We start from the raw sequence: 22202 nt of genomic DNA, 5'->3' as shown, positions 1-22202 counted from the left end.
CCAGTCCACAGCGTCGTGGCACCCCGGAAACCGGACCGCAGCATACCGATGTTCGCTGGTCAAGCCGGGGCCAGTGGTCTGCGTAACTGTTCGTTGCGCTGGATCGGCTGGCCTACAATTCCAAGTACTAGCGCTTTGTTATGCCCGTCACAGGGTAGGCAAGGTGGGGCCAACGTTGTCCCTTCCATACGCACGATCTCGAGGAAGGACGTCTCCCATGACCCATCTTCATAACCCCGGTTGGTCCGAAAATATCGAACCTCAGGGTGCCATGTCTCCGTTCAAGCGCTTTGCTGCGCTCCCGGAGGCCCAGGGTCTTTACAACCCTGACAAGGAGAAGGACGCCTGCGGCCTGGCAATTATTGCCACGCTCCGCGGGGAACCGGGATACGACATCGTGGAAGCGGCACTGACCGCCCTCCGCAATCTCGAACACCGCGGCGCTGTTGGCGCCGATGAAGGCACCGGAGACGGCGCCGGACTGCTCATGCAGGTCCCGGACGAGTTCTTCCGGGCAGTTGCAGAATTCGAGCTGCCCGCCCCCGGCCAATACGTGGTGGGCACCGCTTTCCTCCCCGCTGAATCACGCGAAGCCGACAACGCGAAGGCCGGAATCGAAGCACTTGCCGCTGACGAGGGCCTGACGGTTCTCGGCTGGCGCGAGGTTCCCGTTGTCGCCGACCTCGTCGGTGCCATGGCTCGTGCGTGCATGCCGTACTTCTCACAACCGTTCTTCGCCTCTGCCAACGGTGAACAGCTCGATCACAATGAGCTGGATTCCCGTGCCTGGCGTATCCGTAAGCGGGCGCAGAACAAGTTCGGCGTCTACTTCCCCTCGCTGTCCTCGCGCACCATCGTTTACAAGGGCATGCTCACCACCGCGCAACTTGAGCCGTTCTACCCGGACCTTTCGGACAAGCGCTTCAAGACCAAGCTTGCGATCGTGCACTCGCGCTTCTCCACCAACACGTTCCCTTCGTGGCCTTTGGCGCAGCCCTTCCGCACCATCGCCCACAATGGCGAAATCAACACGGTCAAGGGCAACCGCAACTGGATGCGTGCCCGCCAGTCACAGCTGGCCAGCCCCCTGTTGGGCTCCGTGCCTGAAGAGCTGTACCCGATCTGTACCCCGGGCGCCTCGGACTCGGCCTCCTTCGATGAAGTGGCTGAGCTCCTTTGGCTTTCCGGCCGCCCCATCACGCACTCGATCATGATGATGATCCCGGAGGCCTGGGAGAACCACGCCACCATGGATCCGGCCCGCCGTGCTTTCTACGAGTACCACTCCCTGCTCATGGAGCCGTGGGACGGTCCGGCAGCCGTGTCGTTCACCGACGGTAGCCTGGTCGGGGCCACCCTTGACCGCAACGGGCTGCGCCCGGGACGTTACTGGATCACCGAAGATGGCTTGGTCATCTTCGCTTCCGAGGTTGGCGTGATCGAGGTTGAGCCTTCCAACGTGGTCAAGAAGGGCCGTGTTGCTCCCGGCAAGATGTTCCTGGTGGACACCGAAGCCGGCCGCATCATCGACGACGCCGAGGTCAAGGCCGAGGTTGCCGCAGCCAATCCGTGGGCCGAGTGGCTCAAGGACAACTTGATCGACATCAACGAGCTCCCCGAGCGCGAGCATGTGCTCCACACCGCGGCATCGGTGAACATCCGCCAGCGCACCTTTGGCTACACCACCGAAGAGCTGAAGATTCTGCTTGGTCCGATGGCCCGCACTGGTGCCGAGCCGCTTGGTGCCATGGGTTCGGACACGCCCGTCGCCGTGCTCTCCAAGCGACCGCGGCTGTTGTTCGACTACTTTGTGCAGTCGTTCGCCCAGGTCACCAACCCGCCGCTGGACGCCATCCGCGAGGAACTGGTCACCTCACTGAAGTGTGCCATCGGCCCGAACGGCAACCTGTTGGATGGCAAGCAGGTCCGCCAGCCGCAGATTTCGCTGCCGTTCCCGGTGATCAATAACGATCAGCTCGCCAAGATCGCCAACATTGAAACGCCCGACGGCGACCGCATCGCCATGAAGGTCCGCGGCCTGTACCGCCCCGAGGGCGGGGAAGCGGCCCTGCGTGCCCGCCTGACCGAAATCTGCGAGCAGGTTTCCGGTGCGATCAACCGCGGCGTGCAGTACGTCGTGCTGTCCGACCGTGACTCGAACGCCCAGTGGGCGCCGATTCCGTCGCTGCTCCTTGTCAGCGCTGTCCACCACCACCTGCTTCGCAGCGCCAACCGCACCAAGACCGCCCTGGTGGTCGAGGCCGGCGACGTCCGCGAGACGCACCACGTGGCTGTGCTGATCGGCTACGGCGCGTCGGCCGTGAACCCGTACCTGGCCATGGAATCGGTGGAACAGCTGATCTCCAACGGCGACGTCGTTGGCGTCACGCCTGAAGACGGCGTCTACAACCTCATCAAGGGCCTCGGCAAGGGTGTCCTGAAGATCATGTCCAAGATGGGCATCTCCACGGTGGCTTCCTACACGGGCGCACAAACCTTTGAGGCCCTGGGCCTGTCCCAGGAACTGGTGGATGAGTTCTTCTCCGGCACGCACTCCCAGCTCGGTGGTGTTGGCCTGGACGTTATCGCCGCCGAAGTTTCGGCACGCCACCAGATGGCGTACCCGGAGGGCGGCATCGAACACCCGCACCAGCCGCTGCTTGGCGGCGGCGAATACCAGTGGCGCCGCGACGGCGAACCGCACCTGTTCAACCCCGAGACGGTGTTCCGCCTGCAGCACGCAACCCGCGAACGCCGCTACGACATCTTCAAGTCCTACACCAAGGGCATCGATGACCAGTCCGAAAACCTGATGACCCTTCGCGGGCTCCTCAAGTTCAAGGACGGCGTCCGTCCGGCGGTCCCGCTCGAAGAAGTCGAGCCGGTCTCCAGCATCGTCAAGCGTTTCTCCACCGGGGCCATGAGCTACGGCTCCATCTCCAAGGAAGCGCACGAGACCCTGGCCATCGCCATGAACCGTCTGGGCGGTAAGTCCAACACGGGTGAAGGCGGCGAGGACGTTGACCGCCTGCTCGATCCGGAACGTCGTTCGGCGATCAAGCAGATCGCATCAGGCCGCTTCGGCGTGACCAGCCTCTACCTGACCAACGCCGAGGACATCCAGATCAAGATGGCCCAAGGCGCCAAGCCCGGCGAAGGTGGCCAGCTGATGGCACAGAAGGTCTACCCCTGGGTAGCCCGGACCCGTCACTCCACTCCCGGCGTGGGGCTCATTTCCCCGCCCCCGCACCACGACATCTACTCGATCGAAGACCTCGCGCAGCTCATCTACGATGCCAAGCGCGCGAATCCTTCGGCCCGTGTACACGTGAAGCTTGTCTCGGAAGTCGGGATCGGCACGGTGGCGTCCGGCGTCACCAAGGCGAAGGCCGACGTCGTGCTTGTTTCAGGTCACGACGGCGGTACGGGCGCCTCACCGCTGAACTCGCTCAAGCACGCGGGTGTGCCGTGGGAACTCGGCCTGGCCGAGACCCAGCAGACCCTCATGCTCAACGGTCTCCGTGATCGCGTAGTGGTCCAGGTCGATGGCCAGCTCAAGACAGGGCGCGACGTCGTCATTGCCGCCCTTCTCGGTGGCGAGGAGTACGGCTTCGCAACCGCTCCGCTGGTGGTTTCGGGCTGCATCATGATGCGCGTCTGCCACCTCGATACCTGCCCGGTGGGCGTTGCCACGCAGAACCCCGAGCTTCGCTCCAGGTTCAACGGCAAGCCCGAGTTCGTGGTCAACTTCTTCGAGTTCCTCGCAGAAGAAGTCCGCGAAATCCTCGCCGAGCTTGGTTTCCGCAGCCTTGAAGAGGCAATCGGCCACGCCGAGGTCCTGGATACCCGGGAAGCGATCAACCACTGGAAGGCCGAAGGACTGGACCTGGAACCGATCCTGCACGGCCTCGAGTTCGACGACGACGTGCCGCTGCGCAACATGACCGGCCAGAACCATGAGCTGGACAAGCACTTTGACCAGCGCCTGATCACCATGGCCCAGGAAGCGCTCAGCGACCGCATGCCCGTCAAGATCACCTTGGACGTCATCAACACGGACCGTTCCGTGGGCACGATGCTGGGCCACGTAGTGACCAAGACCTTCGGCGTCGATGTGCTGGCAACGGACACGATCGACATCACGCTCAACGGCACCGCGGGCCAGTCCCTCGGCGCATTCCTGCCTGCCGGAATCACGCTGCGCATGTTCGGCGATTCCAATGACTACGTTGGCAAGGGCCTTTCGGGTGGACGCATCATCGTCCGTCCGGACCGCACCAACGTGTTCCAGGCTGAGCGCAACGTCATTGCCGGCAACGTCATCGGCTACGGTGCCACCAGCGGCGAAATGTTCCTGCGTGGCCAGGTGGGCGAACGCTTCCTGGTCCGCAACTCCGGCGCGACCGCCGTCGTCGAGGGTATTGGCGACCACGGTTGCGAGTACATGACCGGTGGCCAGACGCTGATCATCGGCCGCACCGGCCGTAACTTCGGTGCCGGCATGTCCGGTGGTACCGCTTATGTCCTGGACCTCCAGCCTGAGCGCGTCAACAAGCTGGCCCTCGACACCGGCGAACTCCAACTCCTGGAGCTCGACGCCGAGGACCGCGACATTGTCCACGGCCTGCTCACCAAGCACGTCGAGGAAACCGAATCCGTCCTGGCCGGCCGTCTGCTCGAGAACTTCGACGACACCGCCGCCCGCATCACCAAAGTACTGCCGCGCGACTACGCCGCAGTCCTGCAGACCCGTCTCGACGCCATTGAAGAGGGCCTTGACCCCGATGGCGAAGAAGTATGGTCCCGAATCCTGGAGGTAACCGGTGGCTGATCCACGCGGATTTCTGAAAGTCCGGCAGCGCGAAACGCAGCCACGCCGTCCCGTTCCCGTCCGCATCATGGACTGGAAAGAAGTGTACGAGGCCCAGGAAAAGGGTGTCCTGAAGAGCCAGGCCGGCCGTTGCATGGATTGCGGCGTTCCGTTCTGCCACCAGGGCTGTCCCTTGGGTAACCTCATTCCCGAGTGGAACGACCTCGTGTGGCGTGACAAGGGTGAAGAAGCGATTGAGCGCCTCCACGCCACGAACAACTTCCCGGAGTTCACTGGCCGCCTGTGTCCGGCACCCTGCGAGGCCTCGTGCGTGCTGGGGATCAACCAGCCCGCCGTCACCATCAAGCAGGTTGAGGTTTCGATCATCGACCAGGCCTTCGAGAACGACTGGGTCCAGCCCCTTCCGCCGACGCGCCTCACCGGTAAGACGGTGGCCGTGGTTGGCTCGGGTCCTGCCGGCCTGGCAGTTGCACAGCAGCTGACCCGCGTGGGCCACACGGTTGCCGTTTATGAGCGCGATGACAAAATCGGTGGCCTGCTTCGCTACGGCATTCCCGACTTCAAGATGGAGAAGGAACAGGTTGACCGCCGCCTGGAGCAGATGAAGGCAGAGGGAACCCGTTTCCGTACCGGAGTCGCAGTTGGCACCGATGTCACCTGGGAGCAGCTGCGCCGCCGTTACGACGCGGTGGTTGTTGCAACCGGCGCGACCGTTCCGCGGGATCTTCCCATCCCCGGCCGTGACCTTGACGGCGTGCACTTCGCCATGGATTACCTTGTCCCGTCGAACCGTGCGGTTGCGGGGGAGACCCCCGAGAACCACATTGACGCACGCGGCAAGCACGTGGTGATCCTCGGTGGTGGCGACACTGGTGCTGACTGCATCGGTACCGCCCACCGCCACCAGGCGGCATCGGTGACCACGCTCGCGATCGGCAAGCAGCCGCCGTCGGAACGTGCCAGCCACCAGCCTTGGCCAACATTCCCCACCCTGTTCGAGGTCGCCAGCGCCCACGAAGAGGGCGGCGAACGTACTTACCTTGCATCCACCGTTGAATTTGTCGGAGAAAACGGCAAACTCACCGGCGTCAAGGTTGCTGAAACCGAGTTCGTGGACGGCAAACGCCTGCCCAAGGCCGGTACTGAGCGGGTTATTCCTGCTGATCTTGTGTTCTTGAGCCTTGGCTTTACCGGTGCTGAGCCGGCAGGGATCACAGAACAGGTCAGCGCAGAGTTCGACGGTCGGGGCAACGTTGCCCGCGACGGCTACTACATGACGAACACCGAAGGTGTGTTCGTCGCCGGCGATGCCGGACGTGGCCAGTCACTGATTGTGTGGGCCATTGCGGAAGGCCGTGCATGCGCGGCCGCAGTGGACAAGTTCCTGATGGGAAGCACCATTCTCCCGGCACCGGTCGCCCCCACCGACCGGGCGATAGCGGTCTTATAGCGCCGGCAGGAACGTTTCTTTTACTCAATCAGCATGAACTACTTAGGGTAGGTATATGAGACGCGCGAAAATTGTGGCAACTTTCGGCCCGGCTATCTCCAGCTTCGACAACACCCTCGCGGTGCTGGAAGCCGGCGTTGACGTTGCCCGCATGAACATGAGCCACGGCGACTACTCCGTTCACGACAACACCTACGAAAACGTCCGCAAGGCTGCGGCGCAGCTGCACAAGCCCGTGGCCATCATGGCCGACCTCCAGGGACCCAAGATCCGTCTGGGTCGCTTTGTTGATGGCCCCCACGAGCTGGCCGTCGGTGACACCTTCACCATCACCACCGAAGATGTTCCCGGCACCAAGGACATCTGCTCCACCACGCTCAAGAGCCTCACCGAGGACGTCAACGTAGGCGACTCCCTCCTCATCGACGACGGCAAGGTGGCGCTGCGCGCCATCGAGGTTGACGACGTCAAGGTCGTCACCACCGTTACCGTTGGCGGCAAGGTCTCCAACAACAAGGGCATCAACCTTCCCGGTGTTGCGGTCAACGTTCCCGCGCTGAGCGAAAAGGACGAGGACGACCTCCGTTGGGCACTCAAGCGCGGCGCGGACCTGATCGCACTCTCGTTCGTGCGTGATGCTTCGGACATCACCCGCGTCCACGAGATCATGGACGAAGAAGGCCGCCGCGTGCCGGTGATCGCCAAGATCGAAAAGCCGCAGGCCGTGGACCAGCTCCACGAAATCATCGACGCCTTCGATGCCATCATGGTTGCCCGCGGAGACCTCGGCGTCGAGCTGCCGCTCGAAGAGGTGCCGATTGTCCAGAAGCGCGCCATCGAACTGGCACGCCGTTGGGCCAAGCCGGTCATCGTGGCCACCCAGGTCCTCGAATCCATGATCGACAACCCGCGCCCGACGCGCGCCGAGGCTTCCGACTGCGCCAACGCAGTTCTCGACGGCGCCGACGCAGTGATGCTCTCCGGTGAAACTTCCGTGGGCCAGTACCCCATCGAAACCGTCAAGGTCATGGCACGGATCATCGAGTCCACCGAAGTTCACGGCCTCGAGCGCGTCCCCCCGCTGGGCACCAAGCCCAAGACCCGCGGTGGCGCCATCACCCGTGCCGCCGTCGAAATCGCCGACCAGCTGGACGCAAAGTACATCTGTACGTTCACCCAGTCTGGCGACTCGGCACGACGCCTCTCGCGCCTGCGGCCCGTCAAGCCGGTCTTCGCGTTCACACCCGTTGAGCACGTCTGGAACCAGCTCGCCCTCACGTGGGGCATCCAGCCGGTGTTGGTCCCGTCCGTGGGTCACACCGACGAGATGACCGCACAGGTGGACAAGAGCCTGCTGGAAATGGAGCTCGTTGACGAAGGCGACCTGGTTGTCATCGCAGCAGGTTCCCCTCCAGGACAGGCCGGTTCCACCAACTCGCTGAAGGTCCACAAGGTAGGCGACCTCGCTGACACGTCCAAGACCGACGAAGGTTCACGCAAGGAACCCGTTGGCCCGTGGCCCGAAAAGAAGTCCAAAGCCAAGGCATAGTTCCTCGGTTGTGAAAGTGGGCCCCGCCGTTTGGCGGGGCCCGCTTTTGTTTTGCTTTTTGGCGGGTACGACAGCGGCCGCGCACCTTTGTGGGGTGCGCGGCCGACGTCGTTGTTTTGCTGCTGGTGTGGCGCTAGTTGACCTGGTTGATGATGGTCTCGGCAACCTCACGCATGCTGAGGCGACGGTCCATGGAGGTCTTCTGGATCCAACGGAAAGCTTCCGGCTCCGTCAGGCCCATCTTGGTGGTCAAGAGGCTCTTGGCGCGCTCTACAAGCTTGCGCGTCGCGAACTGCTCCTGGAGGTCGGATACCTCGTTCTCAAGCGCCTTGATCTCCTCATGGCGGCTCAAGGCAATCTCGATGGCGGGGATGAGGTCCGCGGGGGAGAACGGCTTCACGACGTACGCCATGGCACCGGCGTCGCGTGCACGCTCCACCAGTTCCTTCTGGCTGAAAGCCGTCAGCAACACCACAGGGGCGATGCGTGCCTTGACGATCTTCTCGGCAGCCGAGATGCCGTCCATCACGGGCATCTTGACGTCCATGAGGACCAAGTCAGGCTTGAGCTCCTCAGCCAACTGCACGGCCTTTTCGCCGTTGTCTGCCTCGCCGACGACGTCGTACCCTTCGCCCTTCAGGATCTCGATAATGTCCAAGCGGATGAGGGTCTCATCCTCGGCTACGACAACGCGGCGGGCCGGCTGGCTTGTGGACGTGGACTCCGTCTGTTCGGTCACGGGATCTCCTTGAAAAGGTTCGGCGGGTTCATGTCCATCTTAGTGTGGACTCTTTGATGGCTGGTTTTTGTTGCATCAGCGCGCCCGGTTCTTTGAATCAGCCTATCTGCATGTATAGTAATTTCGCGTGCTGGGAAAGGATCGCGTTGCTCACAGAGATGGGAGCGGTCAGCGAGATTTAACTTCCCGGTAATCCGCGCCCGAGTGGCGGAATTGGCAGACGCGCTGCACTCAAAATGCAGTATCGAAAGGTGTGTGGGTTCGAGTCCCACCTCGGGCACTGTATTGTCGCAGGTCAGGGGCCTATATGGCCCCTGACTGTTGACAAAACCCCCAAATCTGTTGACACGGATCTAGCATCTTTATGTGGCTAGTATCCGGAAACGCGTCAAAAAGGACGGCTCTTCGTCCTTCATGGTGGTCTGGCGCGACCCCAAGATCCGGAAGCAGCAGGGCATCACTGTCGACTCCGAGCACGAGGCCGAAACTCTGAAACGGTTGCTCGATGCGAATGGCCAATCTTTCGAAATCGCGCAGCAAGCTCTGCTGGACAACAGGGCGAAAATTCCGACTGTTGGCGAAGTGATTCAGGAACACATCGACCTGCTGGTCCGGCCGTCGAGCGGGACCGTGAAGACGTACCAAACCATGCTCGATCTCCATGTGCAGAAGGTCATCGGCCACGTGCCTGTAGACAAGCTGGACTACCGGATGATCGCGTACTGGGTGAAATCGATGATGGCCAAGGGACCGGCGCCCAAGACGATCAAGAATGTGCACGGCTTGATCTCGGCGTCGATGAATACCGCGGAGATGCTGGGGTACATCACACGCAATCCTTGCCGCGGGGTGCAGCTGCCGAGCGTTGAAAAGGCCGAGGACGAGATGATGTTCCTCACGCATGCTGAGTTCGGGCTGATCATGGAGGGCATGGGGGAGCGGTATCGCGATTTCACGAACTTCCTGGTGATGACAGGGACGCGCTTTGGGGAAGCCACGGCGCTGACGGTGGCGGACATTGATTTGTTGGGTAGGCCGGCCACTGCCCGAATCAACAAGGCATGGAAGCGGGATGGGCAGAATCAGTTCTACATTGGGCCGACGAAGACGGGTGCGGGGAAGCGGACCATCGGGTTGAATCCGGCGTTGGTTGATCTGTTGGTCCCACTGGTGGCTGGGCGGCCGAGCGGCGATCTTCTGTTTGCGACGCCCAAGGGCGAGAGGATCGTGCACAAACTGTACTGGCATCACTATTGGGTGCCTGCCGTGAAGGCTGCTCAGCTCCGTGGGCTGCGCAAAGATCCCCGTATCCACGACCTGCGGCATACGCATGCCTCCTGGCTGATTCAGGATGGCGTGCCGATCTTCACGATCTCACGGCGTTTGGGGCACGCTTCCATAAAGACGACTGAGCAGGTCTACGGCCACCTCATGCCCGAGGCTCTTCAGGTCGGTGCCGATGCGACCGAGCGTCAGGTCGCCGCGTTCATGCGGTGACGAGAGATCTCGGTCTATCAGGAGACCAGGCGGCTGCGTGCACGTGTGCCGATGAGGCGGGTGCTGGCTGGGCTCGCGCCAGGTACCGCGGGTGACTTATGCGACGTTGGCAGGATTTCGCTGAGCCTCGCTATTTCTGCGATGTGCTCAGACGTAAAGACGATCTTGCCCTTTCCCCAGCACGCGTGTGGGAACCGGCCGGCCGCTGCGCCGTCACGCAGCCACCCTTCGCTGCAGCGCATTAGGGCTGCAGCCTCTGCGGGTTCAAAGAATTCCAAATCCATGTCCGTCTGCTCAGTGTCGTTTATGCCTTGGTTCTTCATGCATGGCGTCACCAAGTAGAACATGATCCAAGTCGCTCCACGGCTTTGAGGGCGGTTCTGACGATGTAGCGTCTGGAGGGCCGCCGATGAGTTAGCGGCTCAATACAGCGCGGCCGCAAGGATTGGCCAATCACCTGGGCAGCCAGAATCCGGTCCGAGTTGGGGTCCGAAGCAGCCGGAAAGGCGCCACAGTCCGACACGCTTAGCGTAACTCTTCATAATTTCAGCAGCCTTGATAGCTTCCCTTTTATTATTTGCCTATGAGCGGATCTATCCAACAAGAGGCAAGCGCGACGTGAGATCACTACGCAGGGTGACGCTCCTGATCCTAGCCACACTCAGTATCGTGTTCGCCATTTCGGTGTCTTTGAAGGGCGCCGAACTTCCGTCGATACCTGGATGGGCTGCGTTCGTGGGTTTCCTAGCCGTCGGGCTGTGTGTGTATTTTCGACTGTCATATAAGGAGCACACCAGTACTCCAACGACATTCGGAATTGACGGCACCGATATTAATCCACGTCAACTGACTTCTATGGCCGAAGCGCGGTGGTCACAACTAAATGGCGATGACTTTGACCAGTATATGCGCTTCTTCTTTGAGCCCAAAGTTTTCTTCGAAAGGATCAGTGAGACTGTTGAGCCGCTAACGCGATCGGTTTCTATTACCAGGACTTACACGGTTTCTGTTTCGGTGCGGACGAATAACTCCATAATTCTTCCACTCAAGCTGCAGTCGGGACAAGAAATAATGAACGGACTTCGTCTGACTGACTCAGAGGGGCGAAGAATTTCGTCTGTTTCTCGACGAAGAACTATCGCTGAGCTTATGGCCGTTATACGGGTTGGTGTCGAACTGTGTGGCTATTCAGCAATCCAATATTACGTTGATAATATAGAGTCCCGTGTTGCGAACATACTCCTCCGCAGCGGTTCCAATGACGAAAATGAAGTGACTCAGGTGCAAGCAGAGATCCTGTCTCTGCCCTTATCAAATCAAGATGATCGCTGGGTTCGGAGTTACGTTGGGAGGCTTGTGTCCCTATGCGCTGAAAAGTACCCAGTTTGTGTTGAGCTGAAGGGCTCGGTGAAAGAGCAATCAAGGGGCATTCGTCGGAGGAAGGAAGAAGACGAGCGAGAAGAGATTTCAGCGCGTCTCAGCCTCAGGGAGCGTGTCATTTTTGACTACAACGATCAGACCGTGAAGCTGACCTTCTGGAAAAAAGTCGAGAGCGTTGTGAGGCATTCGTTCGGGATCCGACCCCTGAGCTTTATGATCCCGCTCGAGTCCACGCAGATGACATCCAGTTATCATATGCAGGTCGTTGGCCCCGAATACACGTACTTGGCTCGCCAAGAACTCCTCACGACAACGACGTCCGGCGAGTACGCGCAGCTTCGCAAAACGAGCGCAATCGCGCAATCAAGGCTTGGTCAACGCCATGCCCACATCTATGTTCGCGGGGGCGACGTTCCGGACGGCTCGTTTTTCAGGGCTCGATTCTATGAGCGCATGCCTGGGTCGATCGGAAGAGCAAGCATGTCCGCACTTTCGGCTGCTACCCTAATCTGGCTCGGGTTTTTCGCCAGCCTGGCTTCCGTCGATGATGCGAATTCGGCGTTGATTCCAAGCTGGGAGTTTGCGGCTTTAGTGCTTGCTTTCCCTTCTGCAATTGCATTGTGGACCGGCATGGAGCAGAGTAAAACCCTCTCCGAAGGGGTCCTCATATCGAGAGTAACTATCCTTTTCACCATTGTTATCTCAACTTTTGCGGCTTGGCATAATATCTCTCATATTGAATTAGTCGATGTATGGTTCTTTCGCCTATCTAACTTGGATATCTGGATATTTCTAGCTTCCATTGCCTCACTCAATGCGGTGGGTATTAGCCTCTCTTGGATGTATAGATCCTATCTGCAGCGAAAGTTTGTCGATGGGCTTTAGCAATTATGATTGATTGCCAAAGATTCATCTGGTACAATATTTATTCAGTAATCTAAACGGAGAGTTGCTCATGGCTAGAGTAGAAAAGTACGAGTCGCTTGACGATAACTTGCGTCCTGTCGTACTTGATGCTGGATGGTACTACCCGGGTATTCTCAAGAAGAAGCGACCATCAACGGTTCCGGAGATCAATGAGCCCCTGCCGGATCGGAAGGTCGCGCTTGCTAGTATTCATCGCGCTGAGGCCCGAAATCGAAAGTCCGGAAAAAGGCCATTGACGATTACGCAACGCAGGGATCAAGAAGATAATTAGAACCTCGTATTAGCGGGTTTGGCCTTATGCATACCTGAAGGTTGATGCCTCGTCAACTTTCCTGGTGGGCTTCCCGGATTAGTTTAGGATTTTCGCCTGTGCTGCCACCAGGTTCGTCTGGGCAGCACGACAGCCTAGGGTGTAAAGGATTCTGCCACGCGTTGGAGTACGCTCACCTGGCGGTTTCGGTGAGGCGATTTGACTGTCTCGCCTCACTCCTCTGAATCCCTTTCGAGCTGCCAGGTTAGCGCACGTGATCTGGGTCGCGGAGCGTCGCTGGGCTGTTGGTTTGTTTGAAGACGCCGTCGATGATGGTTGACGGCACAGAATCGAGGCATAGCACAGCGCCCTCCTCTCTCGTTGCCGCCCTTGGATTTATCTGCTTTGACTTGAAGTTTTTGGTGCCAAGCAGGTTATTGAACCCCTGCACTCTGGACATGTCCAGAGTGCAGGGGTTCAATAGTTTTGGGGTTGGGCCGCGACCGGAGTGCCAACCTGAGGGTACGTACTACTAGGGATACCCCATGGACACAGGCCTATATTTAAAAGGGCCAACGCCGGGGGAGCGCGCCGCGGTTGCCTTCAATTCCTTGACGCTGCCAACTCACCTGAGCCTGGAACGCTTGGTCAGTGTGATCGAAGGTCTGCGGCGACGTCCCATTGCGATCGAAGCCGCCGGGTTCCTGAGTGGCGGGTCTGTGTGCGGTCTGTGGCTTGCCACAGATGAAGTCGAAGTGATCCTGCACGCAGTGAGCCCGTCCGGCTTGCACCGGCAGCAATTCGTGCTTCACGAGCTCGGCCACATGGTCCTGCGACACGACGAACTCGCCGTTCCTTTGGACTACGTAGGCGTTCTTTTCCCGAACCTTCCGGCGGGTCTAGTCCGTCGCGTCTTGGCCCGTACGAGCTTCAGTGACGAGCTAGAGGCGACTGCAGAATCACTCGCGGACCTCTTCGCCGCAGCTATAAGGAACAGTGCGAGGGAACCAAGGTCGTTCATCGCAGCGATGCGCTACGCCGGCGGAGGTTCGATCATCAACATTTGCTCCACCTCCGGGCTGGTGGCTTTCGAAGACAACTTCGCCTACGTCGCCTCCAAATGGGCAGTGCGGGGGATGACCAAGGCTGCAGCCCTGGAACTGGCTGCCGATGGCATCCGGGTCAACGCTGTTTGCCCCGGTGAGACCGAAACACCCATGCTTCTAAATAGCAGTGAACCCGGCACAGCCCTCCCTCCCGAAAGCTTCCCCTTAGGGAGGTGGGCCAAACCGGAGGAGATCGCCTCAGCCGTGCTATTCCTCGCCTCGGATGAGTCCTCGTACATGAGTGGCAGCGAAGTCGTCGTAGACGGAGCCTACACAGCGGCCTAGCCCTTACACGGGGGGTCGCCGTCGCGGTAAAGTGCCGCGACGGCGGCCCCGAAAGCTCTCGCAACGCTATTCGTCATGTATCTGCGTCATACTTTTGACGACGGTGTCCTGGATCCTTGAAAGGTGTTCCTCGGACATTGCGGTTGAAAGTGCCAGCAGGCCGTTGGTTCCTGCGAGTACACCTTGGTTGTAGAGCTTCCACCACAGTGACGGCATGCCTGTGGTTGATATCCGCAGGAGGGAGCCGAAACCGTTGACAGCTACCCCAGCGGACTGGAGCTCTCCTCGGAGACGATCGCCGGCGGCGTTCAGGGCCGCCACTGAGGCCTTGTCATAGAGTCGCATCGCAGTGAGGCCAGCTGCCATGGTGACGGGGTTTGCCGTGAAGGTGCCGCCCCACATGACACTTCGGTCGTCGCCTGGTCGGAAGCTTTTCAGGATCGCGGAGCTGCCGCCGATGGCTCCTGCGGGGAAGCCTCCGCCGATAATCTTGCCGGCTGATATCAAGTCCGGTTCCACGTCATAGTGTTTGTGGAAACCTCCCCAGTGGAGCCGGAGGCTGATGACCTCGTCAACGGCCAGGAGGGCGCCGTGCTGATCAGCAAGCTTGCGGAGTTCGTTGACAAATTCAGGCTCGGCCGGCCGCAGTCCTGCCCTGTTGGGCATCAGGTCGATCAGGATGGCGGCCGTCTTATCTCCCACGCGGCGCATGGTGTCAGTTAGTGCCTCAATGTCTCCTTGGGGTAGCACGATGACGGACTGCCGGGTTGAGACGGCCAGTCCGAGGGAATGTTGATCGGAGACTTCGTCGCCGGTGCCGTGGTAACTGCCTTCGAACCGGATGATGAGGTCCCGGCCTGTATGGGCTCTGGCTGCGCGCAGCATCATGAGTACGGCTTCTGTTCCGGAATTGCAGAAGCGCCATTGCTGGATCCCGGTCCGTTCTGCCAGACATTCGGCCATGTCCACTTCGTACCGGGTGGGCAAGCCAAAGGCCGTTCCTTGGCGGGCTGCGCCAAAAGCTGCGTCGAGTATCTCTGCGTTGGCGTGCCCGTGGATCAGTGAAGTGTAGTTGTTGTTGCAGTCGATAACGGAATGCCCGTTTGCATCGACCACCACAGCGCCGTGCCCTAAGGCGGCGTATGGGGGATGGGGAGGGACATGGACCGTTGATCTGGTGTTGCCGCCGGGCATGACTTTTGAGGCTCTCAGCGCTAGTGGTGTTTTTTCGGCAGAGGTGGTTGGCATTTTTGTTTCATTTCTTTGTAGGTCGGCGGATGTGCTGGCCCCTGCATGCGGCGCCAGCATCATCGGCTTTAGCGGAGGGCTACTGCGTCGATTTCGATGACTGCTCCGTCGGCAGCCAGAGCGCTCACTTCGACAAGCGTGCTTGCTGGCCTGATGTCGGGCCATCGTCGGGCCCTCAGCGTGCTGACTGCTGCGCGTTGTTTGATGTCGGTGACGAAGACGGTCAGCTTGATGAGGTCCGCCGGCGATGACCCGGCGGCGTTGAGGATTGATTCCAACGCTTCAAGGATGGTGGTTGTCTGTGCTTCGATGTCGCCTGGGTGCTGGACTGCTCCGCTGCCATCCAAGGCGAGGAGGCCGGAGACGTAGACGAACTGTCCTGCCGTGACGGCATGGGAGAAGTGCCCGCGGGGGGCTGGGACGGATGCGCTGGTTATCTCCGTTCTGATGGCGTCCGTGATTGTCATGCCGTTGCCCTCTCATGGTCGAGTTGGTGCGCTTTGGCCATGGCTGACAGGGTCGCCTCAAAGCCGCCGATGGCGGTGTTGAGATCATCGTCGGTCCAGGCAGCGGTCGGGCCGAAAGTCCGGCTGGTCAAGCCCAGCCCTTGGTTTGTCAACCCGAGGCACATGAGGCGCCAGAGCCTGTGATCGGCGCGTTCTGCACTCGCGTAGTCCACGATTTCCTCACTGGAGAAGTGGACCCCGGCGCAGGGGCCGTCCCCGGTCACTGCAAGGGAGAACTCGAGCCGTTCGGCGATTTCCCGGAGTCTTTGGCGTAGCTTTTCGCCCATGGCAGCAGCACCGGCGAAGTCGGCGGGGGTGGTGGCCTTCATGGTTGCGACGGCTGCTGCCAGGGCTACGGGGTTTTGCGCGTGCGTATTGGAGGCGCTGATCTGCTGTTCTACGATGTCGGCCCGACCGGTGACGACGGCTACTGGAAGGCCGCCGCCAAGCATCTTGCCCATGACGATGAGGTCCGGGGCAGCAGATAACCCGTAGTACTCGGTTGCTCCGCCGACCGCGAAGCGGCAGCCTGTGATGACTTCATCCAGAATCAGCAGGACCCCATGTTTGTGGGTTTCGTCCCGTAGGCCCTGGATATAGCCGTCGCGTTGATGGATGGCTCCGGGGATGGTCATCATAGGCTCAGCTATGACGGCCGCGACTGAATCATGGCGACTCTGCAGAACATCCCGGACTGCGGACAAGTCGTTGTAAGGCACCGTGATGACGTTGTCGTGGGCTGTTGGGGAGAGCCCGATTTTCGAGGATTGCTCGCCAAGCAAAGCGTCGTGCTGGCCGTGGAATCCTCCTGCCACCCGGATGATTATCTGATTCCCGGTGAAAGCCCGCGCCAATCGCAGTGCATAAGTGTTGGCTTCGGAACCTGAGGGGGCGAACACGATCCTTTCAGCTCCGGGGATCCGTGCGCACAGCAGCTGGGCGAATTCGTCGCGGATAGGGGATGGGTGCATGGCGCCGCCGGGCGCCCCGATGGTGCTCATCGCCGTGTGGACGGCTGCAGTTACGGCGGGGTGGGCCCTGCCAACGAAGCTTGCGTTCCATCCCGCATTGCAGTCCAGGACGGAGTTTCCGTCCAGGTCCGTGAAGCGGGATCCGCTTCCGGAGGCGACGTAGATGGGGTAGGGCATGCCTGAGTTGAAGCGGGTGCGCTGGCCCTTGGCGATGAGCTGTTGGGCGGTTTGGTTGGCGACGAGGGAACGTACGTTGCGTTGGTTGTAGGTTTCAAGCCATTGGACTTCGAGCGCGTCGAGGTAGCTGGTGCTCATGTAGTTTCCTTTGTTGGTTGGGGGCTCGTTTGGGAGCCCCCAACGTCGTTAGGTGTGTACGGATGCCGTTTCGTGGTCGGCGTCGGCTTCGTTCATCTTGATTCCGCGTGTTTCACGGGTTAGGGCCGCGGTGATTGCGACGATCGCCAGGGCAGCGGCCGCATAGACGGTGATGGAGCTGGTTGTTCCGAAGATTTGAAGCAGTGCGATGGCGATGGTTGGTGCGAGGCTGCCTCCGACGATGCCGGCGAGCTGGTAGCCAAGGGATGCGCCGCTGTAACGGTGTTTGGCGTCGAAGAGTTCGCAGATCCAGACGGCCTGGACTCCATACATCGCTGAGTGGAACACGAGGCCGACGAGGACCGCTGCGATGATGAGCGCCACTGATTTGGTGTCAACCAGCGGGAAGAAGAAGAACAGCATCCAGATGGTCGCCCCAATGGCGCCGATGATGGTGATTGGCCTGCGGCCAAATTTGTCGCTCAGCGCTGCTGAGAGGGGGTAGGTGATCAGCTGCATGCCGGCGCCGAGCATTGCTGCGGTGAGACCGATGCTGCTTGGCAGGCTCAGGGTCTGCGACAGATATGTGAGCAGGAATGTAATCAGGAGGTAGAACATGATGTCGGCGCCGGCCCGGATCCCAATGACGCGCAGGATGTCGAGCGGTTGACGCCGGAACAGTTCCAGGACAGGGGAGCGGCTGACTTTCCCCTCTTGCTGAAGGGCGTTGAAGGTCGGGGTTTCGGTGACTTTCAGGCGGATGTAGATGCCGACTATTACGACGATCGCAGAGAGCAGGAACGGCACCCGCCAGCCCCAGGCCACGAACTCTTCACGGCTGAGCTGCGCGGACATGAGGAGCAGGATGCCTGTGCTGAGAAGGTTTCCAATGGAGGCTCCGACCTGGACAAAGCTTGTCAGGAAGCCGCGACGGGTCGCAGGTGCTCGCTCGGCGATCATCAGCGCGCCGCCGGCCCATTCTCCGCCCAGGGCGAGCCCTTGGATAAGCCGGATAATGACCAGCAAGATCGGGGCGAGGATGCCTGCTGTGGCATAGCTGGGCAATAGCCCGATGGCAATTGTGGAGGTTCCCATCAGCATAATCGTTGCAAGGAGGACCTTCTTGCGTCCGATTCTGTCCCCGAAGTGTCCCGCGATGGCGGCGCCGACAGGCCGTGCTGCGAAGCCCACGGCAAAGGTGATAAAGGACAGCAGCGTTCCGGTCAGCCGCTCATAGGACGGAAAAAAGACCTCTCCGAATACCAGTGCCGCGGCCGTGCCGTACAGAAAGAAGTCATACCATTCCAGTGACGTCCCCACGAGACTTCCCGTGATGGCCCGTCGAAGTGCTTTTGTTTCCCCCAGGTTGTGTTGCTCGGTGCTAGGCATGGTGCCTCCATAGTGGATCCGAAGTGCATGAGTTGTTTGGTGTTGTCGGGTGGACTTGTTCAGTCGGAGGTGGCGTAACCGGCTTCGATGTCTTCGGCGATGGCCTGTTTGGATCGTTGCGCCGGGTCCCCGTAGCCACCCCCACCCGGGGTGAGCATGCAGATGAGGTCACCCTGTGTGATCCGGACGTTTTCGCCCTTGCTGACCATGGGCAGGGTGATCTTTTCTCCCTGCAGCCGGAACCAGGGGGCAGATGCCGCGCCGGGTTGGCCGCCCATGCGGCCCACAGGTGCTGTCTTGGACTGGTCGCCGAGAAGGCTGGCCCGGCCGTGCTTGCCGAGGTACTCAAATTCGAAGTGGACGCCAAGCCCGCCTCGGAAAGTGCCGGTGCCCGCAGATCCGTCCCTGAGGGAGTATTGGCGTACGAGGATGGGGTAGCGCTGCTCCAGCGTTTCAACCGACTGGATCAGACCGATACTCATCAGGGAACAGCCGTTGGACAAACCATCGCCGGATTGGTGTCCGCCGTATCCTCCACCGAGGAAGGTGTACATGACGAACTGCTCGCCGTCCTCGTCGACGCCGCCGATGGACAGATTGTTGGAAGTGGCGGAGGACCCGGCCGGGACGCGGTCCGGCAATGCACCAGCGAGGGCACCCATGACGGCAGTGATGATGCGTTGGCTGGTTTCTGCTGCGCAGCCTGCGACCGGACGTGGTGGCTTGGCATTGAGGAAGACGGACTCTGGGATGATGAAGGACAGGGGCTCGAAAATCCCCGAGTTGATGGGGATGTCCGGGAAGACGTGCTTTATGGCCACGATGGCACTCGAGACAGTAGCCGCGTAGACGGAGTTCATTGGCCCTTCGCACGGTGGGGAGGACTCGCTGAAATCGATGGTCATTTCGTCGCCGCTGATGGTGAGGCGGACCGCTACGTCCAGGAGGGCGTCGTTGATACCGTCGTTGTCCATGCGCTCGGTGAAGCTGTACGAGCCATCCGGTATGTCACCGATATAGCTGCGCATTTGGAGAGCGGAGCGTTCCCGGAGGAGGTCAATGACACTGGAGACGAGTTCTGGTCCGTATTCGTCGAGCAGCTCCGTAAGGCGTTCATCGCCGACGCGCAGTGCAGTGGACTGGGCTTCGACGTCGCCCATGATGTCGTCGGGGAGCCGGGAATTGGTTTGCAGTATCGCCAGGATGTCGGTGTTCAGGGTGTCTTGGGTGAAGAGGCGAACGGGCGGGATCCGCAGGCCCTCCTGGTAGCAATCGCTTGCCTGGGCAGCGAAGCCACCGGGGACGCGGCCGCCAAGGTCGGTCCAATGTCCGGTGTTGGCCAGCATGGCGAACAGTTTTCCCTTGTAGAAGTAGGGCCTGACGAGCTTGGTGTCCATGATGTGGGTACCGCCGGCAAAGGGGTCGTTGACGAGGTAGGTATCTCCGGGTCGTGGTTCCTTCACGATGTTCAGGACGCTGGCGACCGTGTACTGCATGGTGCCCACGAATATGGGCAGACCCCTGACGCCTTGGACGATCATGGATCCGTCCGTAGCCGAGTAGATTCCGTCAGCGCGATCCCAAGCGTCCGAAATGACGGGGGAGAAGGCCATCCGTTCGAATACTGTGTCCATCTCGTCGGCGATCTGTTCGAGACGTCCGCGGATCACGGCCAAGGACAGCGGATCAACCTCAACCCGGCTCATCGTGCCACCTCCACGATGATCGAGCCGGTGTCATGGACGGTGGACCGGGTTCCCGGGGGCAGGATGATGGTGGTATCGATTTGTTCGATCACGAGGGGTCCTTCCAGTGATTGACCGGCTATCAGGGAGTCCCGAGACAGGACATCGACCATTTGTGGTTCGCCGGTGAAGTTGATGCTCCGTTTGCTTTGCTGCTGCGTCTTTTTGGCCTGGGTTGGTGCCAGCGGCGAAAGGGATCGTCGTCCGGTAGTGACGGTCCGCAGGTTGATCAGCTTGATGTTTCGTGCCGGGTGCCGGCCGCCGTAAGTTTTGGCGTGTTCGCGCAGGAAGGCATCGGCGAGCTCGTCGGAGGTCCATCCCTGCTGCCGGTCCCCGAGCGGGATGCGCAGCGTGTAGCGTTGTTTGCTGAAACTCATGTCGGCGAAGTGTTCCACAACGATGGTTTCGGACGTGAAACCGTCTGAGGTGAGCAGGCCTGTGCCCTCGGAGGTGTGCTGGCTCAGGATGTCCTGGACCTTGTGGCTTAGCTCCGGGCCTTCAACGTTGATGTTGAGGGCGCTTACGTAGTCGTACTTGGCATCGGCGATGAGGCATCCGTAGGCGCTAAGGGCCCCTGGGTACGGTGGAATGAGGACGGTGGTCGCTCCGACCGTCCTTGCCAGTTCGGCGATGTGCATTGGTCCGGCACCACCGTAGCCAACCAGGGCAAATCTTCTGGGGTCGTGGCCTTTGTCCACGCTGACGCTGCGGATGGCGCCGGCCATCTTTTCGTTGGCTATGCGGATGATGGCCAAGGCTGCGGCCTCGATGCTGAGGCCCAGGGGATCGGCGATTTCCGTTTGGATGGCGTTCCTGGCGGCGTCGACGTCGATGGTGAATCCGGCTTCGGTTCCTAGTTGCTGGTCTGGGGCTATGCGGCCCAGGACAGCATTGGCGTCGGTGACTGTGGGTTTGGTGCCACCTCGGGCGTAGCAGGCGGGTCCCGGTGTTGAGCCGGCACTCTCGGGTCCTACCTGGAGGATTCCTGCCCGGTCGAGGGAGGCCAGCGAGCCGCCGCCGGCAGCGATGGTGGTGATATCGATCATTGGCAGTTTGATGGGCATGCCGTAGTCGATGTTCTTTTCGGAAGTGATGGAGGGGGCGCCGGAGGGTATCAGTGCGACGTCGAAGCTGGTACCGCCCATGTCGCAGGAGATGACGTCGGCGAGGCCGGCTGCCGCACCGAAGTCGGCTGCCGCTACCGTTCCGGCAGCGGGCCCGGACAGCAGGGTTCGTGCTCCCAGCCGTCCTGCGCGCCGGGCGGGGATGAGCCCGCCGTTGGACTGCATCACCTGGACCTCATGCTGGAAACCTTTTGCTTCAAGCCGGTCTTGGACGCTGTGCAGGTAGCGGCCCATTGTGGCGCTGACGAAGGCATTGACTGCGGTTGTGTTTGCTCGCTCGAACTCCCCTGACTCGGGGCACAGTTCATGTGAAGCGCTGAAACTGACACCGGGGAGCAGGGCGGTGAGCCTCTCAATGAGGAGCTGTTCATGGGCCGGATTCGCGTAGCTGTTGATCAGACAGACAGCGACGCTCTCGATGTCCAGGTTCCGGAGTTTGTCCGCCACGCGAATAATGGCATCATCGGACAACACCGTCAGGATACGTCCCTGAGAGTCAATGCGCTCATCGACTTCGATGGATCGGCTCCGGGGAATTATCGGTGTGTAGCCAGTTGTCAGCCCGTAGGTGGCGGGCCGGTCCCTTCGGCGCAGCTCGAGGACGTCCCGGAATCCTTTTGTGGTCACCAGCGCACAGCGGTCTCCCTTTCGTTCGAGAACGGCGTTGGTAGCCACGGTCGTGCCGTGGACGACTGCGTCCATCCCGGCGACGGGTACCGGAAGTTGCTCCAGACCCGCCACGAGCCCTTCTGCCTGCTGCCCCGTGGTCGAGAAGACCTTGGCTATGCGGAGACGGTTTTCTTTGGTGTCGTGCAGCACCACGTCTGTGAATGTGCCGCCGACATCGATTCCTGCGATGACTTCCATGTTTTCTTTACCTAACTGTGTTT

Annotated in this window: 14 protein-coding genes and 1 tRNA gene; 7 read left to right on the top strand and 8 right to left on the bottom strand. The window is 60.5% G+C overall.

Annotated elements, in window-relative coordinates; all coding sequences use genetic code 11:
- Positions 1-217 precede the first annotated feature (217 nt).
- Genes gltB through pyk form a run of 3 tightly spaced genes read left to right on the top strand, consistent with a single transcriptional unit; the run spans position 218 to position 7830 of the window.
- Positions 218-4831, top strand: a complete 4614-nt coding sequence (gene gltB / locus NEK97_RS02730) for a glutamate synthase large subunit (RefSeq protein ID WP_257368328.1) — start codon at positions 218-220, stop codon at positions 4829-4831.
- On the top strand, positions 4824-6281 hold the full coding sequence (locus NEK97_RS02725) for a glutamate synthase subunit beta (protein WP_257368327.1): 1458 nt from the start codon (positions 4824-4826) through the stop codon (positions 6279-6281). The genes gltB and NEK97_RS02725 overlap by 8 nt, the downstream gene beginning before the upstream one ends.
- 55 nt (positions 6282-6336) lie before the next feature.
- The gene (gene pyk, locus NEK97_RS02720; protein WP_257368326.1) at positions 6337-7830 is read left to right on the top strand and encodes a pyruvate kinase; all 1494 of its coding nucleotides are present in this window, start codon (positions 6337-6339) and stop codon (positions 7828-7830) included.
- A gap of 133 nt (positions 7831-7963) precedes the next feature.
- On the opposite strand, the gene NEK97_RS02715 is transcribed toward pyk, so the two are convergent.
- Positions 7964-8569, bottom strand: coding sequence for an ANTAR domain-containing response regulator (locus tag NEK97_RS02715; RefSeq protein WP_141282080.1), 606 nt, complete (start codon positions 8567-8569; stop codon positions 7964-7966).
- Between the two features lie 198 nt (positions 8570-8767).
- On the opposite strand from NEK97_RS02715, the gene NEK97_RS02710 reads away from it, so the two are divergent.
- Positions 8768-8849: transfer RNA gene (locus tag NEK97_RS02710), tRNA-Leu, on the top strand.
- Positions 8850-8935: 86 nt separating this feature from the next.
- Positions 8936-10066, top strand: coding sequence for a site-specific integrase (locus NEK97_RS02705; protein ID WP_257368325.1), 1131 nt, complete (start codon positions 8936-8938; stop codon positions 10064-10066).
- A 17-nt stretch (positions 10067-10083) separates the two neighbouring features.
- Here the strand turns inward: NEK97_RS02705 and NEK97_RS02700 are convergent, their stop codons facing one another.
- Positions 10084-10350 (bottom strand): hypothetical protein, encoded by a 267-nt coding sequence (locus NEK97_RS02700; RefSeq protein WP_257368324.1) that lies wholly within the window; start codon positions 10348-10350, stop codon positions 10084-10086.
- Between the two features lie 385 nt (positions 10351-10735).
- On the opposite strand from NEK97_RS02700, the gene NEK97_RS02695 reads away from it, so the two are divergent.
- A complete protein-coding gene (locus tag NEK97_RS02695; RefSeq protein WP_257368323.1) occupies positions 10736-12331 on the top strand; it encodes a hypothetical protein in 1596 nt (531 codons plus the stop codon).
- Between the two features lie 837 nt (positions 12332-13168).
- Positions 13169-14014: an SDR family NAD(P)-dependent oxidoreductase gene (locus NEK97_RS02690; protein ID WP_257368322.1), complete on the top strand. Its 846-nt coding sequence runs from the start codon at positions 13169-13171 to the stop codon at positions 14012-14014.
- Positions 14015-14080: 66 nt separating this feature from the next.
- Here the strand turns inward: NEK97_RS02690 and NEK97_RS02685 are convergent, their stop codons facing one another.
- From NEK97_RS02685 to NEK97_RS02660, 6 genes are all read right to left on the bottom strand, one after another.
- A complete protein-coding gene (locus tag NEK97_RS02685) occupies positions 14081-15133 on the bottom strand; it encodes an aminotransferase class III-fold pyridoxal phosphate-dependent enzyme (protein ID WP_257368321.1) in 1053 nt (350 codons plus the stop codon).
- A 197-nt stretch (positions 15134-15330) separates the two neighbouring features.
- Positions 15331-15729 (bottom strand): RidA family protein, encoded by a 399-nt coding sequence (locus tag NEK97_RS02680; protein ID WP_257368320.1) that lies wholly within the window; start codon positions 15727-15729, stop codon positions 15331-15333.
- Positions 15726-17054, bottom strand: a complete 1329-nt coding sequence (locus tag NEK97_RS02675; RefSeq protein ID WP_257368319.1) for an aspartate aminotransferase family protein — start codon at positions 17052-17054, stop codon at positions 15726-15728. The genes NEK97_RS02680 and NEK97_RS02675 overlap by 4 nt, the downstream gene beginning before the upstream one ends.
- Positions 17055-17102: 48 nt before the next feature.
- Positions 17103-18443, bottom strand: a complete 1341-nt coding sequence (locus tag NEK97_RS02670; RefSeq protein WP_257368318.1) for an MFS transporter — start codon at positions 18441-18443, stop codon at positions 17103-17105.
- A 59-nt stretch (positions 18444-18502) separates the two neighbouring features.
- Entirely contained in the window at positions 18503-20149 is a 1647-nt protein-coding gene (locus tag NEK97_RS02665; RefSeq protein ID WP_257368317.1) for a hydantoinase B/oxoprolinase family protein, read from the bottom strand.
- Positions 20146-22179: a hydantoinase/oxoprolinase family protein gene (locus NEK97_RS02660; RefSeq protein ID WP_257368316.1), complete on the bottom strand. Its 2034-nt coding sequence runs from the start codon at positions 22177-22179 to the stop codon at positions 20146-20148. The genes NEK97_RS02665 and NEK97_RS02660 overlap by 4 nt, the downstream gene beginning before the upstream one ends.
- Positions 22180-22202 lie beyond the last annotated feature (23 nt).

Source organism: Paenarthrobacter sp. UW852 (genome assembly GCF_024608385.1).
GTDB lineage: Bacteria > Actinomycetota > Actinomycetes > Actinomycetales > Micrococcaceae > Arthrobacter.
This window is presented reverse-complemented; position numbering and strand designations above follow the sequence as displayed.

What these genes read in the sequence shown, in the direction of transcription:
- NEK97_RS02670 (WP_257368318.1), bottom strand. Translation starts at nt 18,443, where the DNA reads ATGCCTAGCACCGAGCAACACAACCTGGGGGAAACAAAAGCACTTCGA.
- NEK97_RS02680 (WP_257368320.1), bottom strand. Translation starts at nt 15,729, where the DNA reads ATGACAATCACGGACGCCATCAGAACGGAGATAACCAGCGCATCCGTC.
- NEK97_RS02700 (WP_257368324.1), bottom strand. Translation starts at nt 10,350, where the DNA reads ATGGATTTGGAATTCTTTGAACCCGCAGAGGCTGCAGCCCTAATGCGC.
- NEK97_RS02690 (WP_257368322.1), top strand. Translation starts at nt 13,169, where the DNA reads ATGGACACAGGCCTATATTTAAAAGGGCCAACGCCGGGGGAGCGCGCC.
- gltB (WP_257368328.1), top strand. Translation starts at nt 218, where the DNA reads ATGACCCATCTTCATAACCCCGGTTGGTCCGAAAATATCGAACCTCAG.
- NEK97_RS02665 (WP_257368317.1), bottom strand. Translation starts at nt 20,149, where the DNA reads ATGAGCCGGGTTGAGGTTGATCCGCTGTCCTTGGCCGTGATCCGCGGA.
- NEK97_RS02675 (WP_257368319.1), bottom strand. Translation starts at nt 17,054, where the DNA reads ATGAGCACCAGCTACCTCGACGCGCTCGAAGTCCAATGGCTTGAAACC.
- NEK97_RS02660 (WP_257368316.1), bottom strand. Translation starts at nt 22,179, where the DNA reads ATGGAAGTCATCGCAGGAATCGATGTCGGCGGCACATTCACAGACGTG.
- pyk (WP_257368326.1), top strand. Translation starts at nt 6,337, where the DNA reads ATGAGACGCGCGAAAATTGTGGCAACTTTCGGCCCGGCTATCTCCAGC.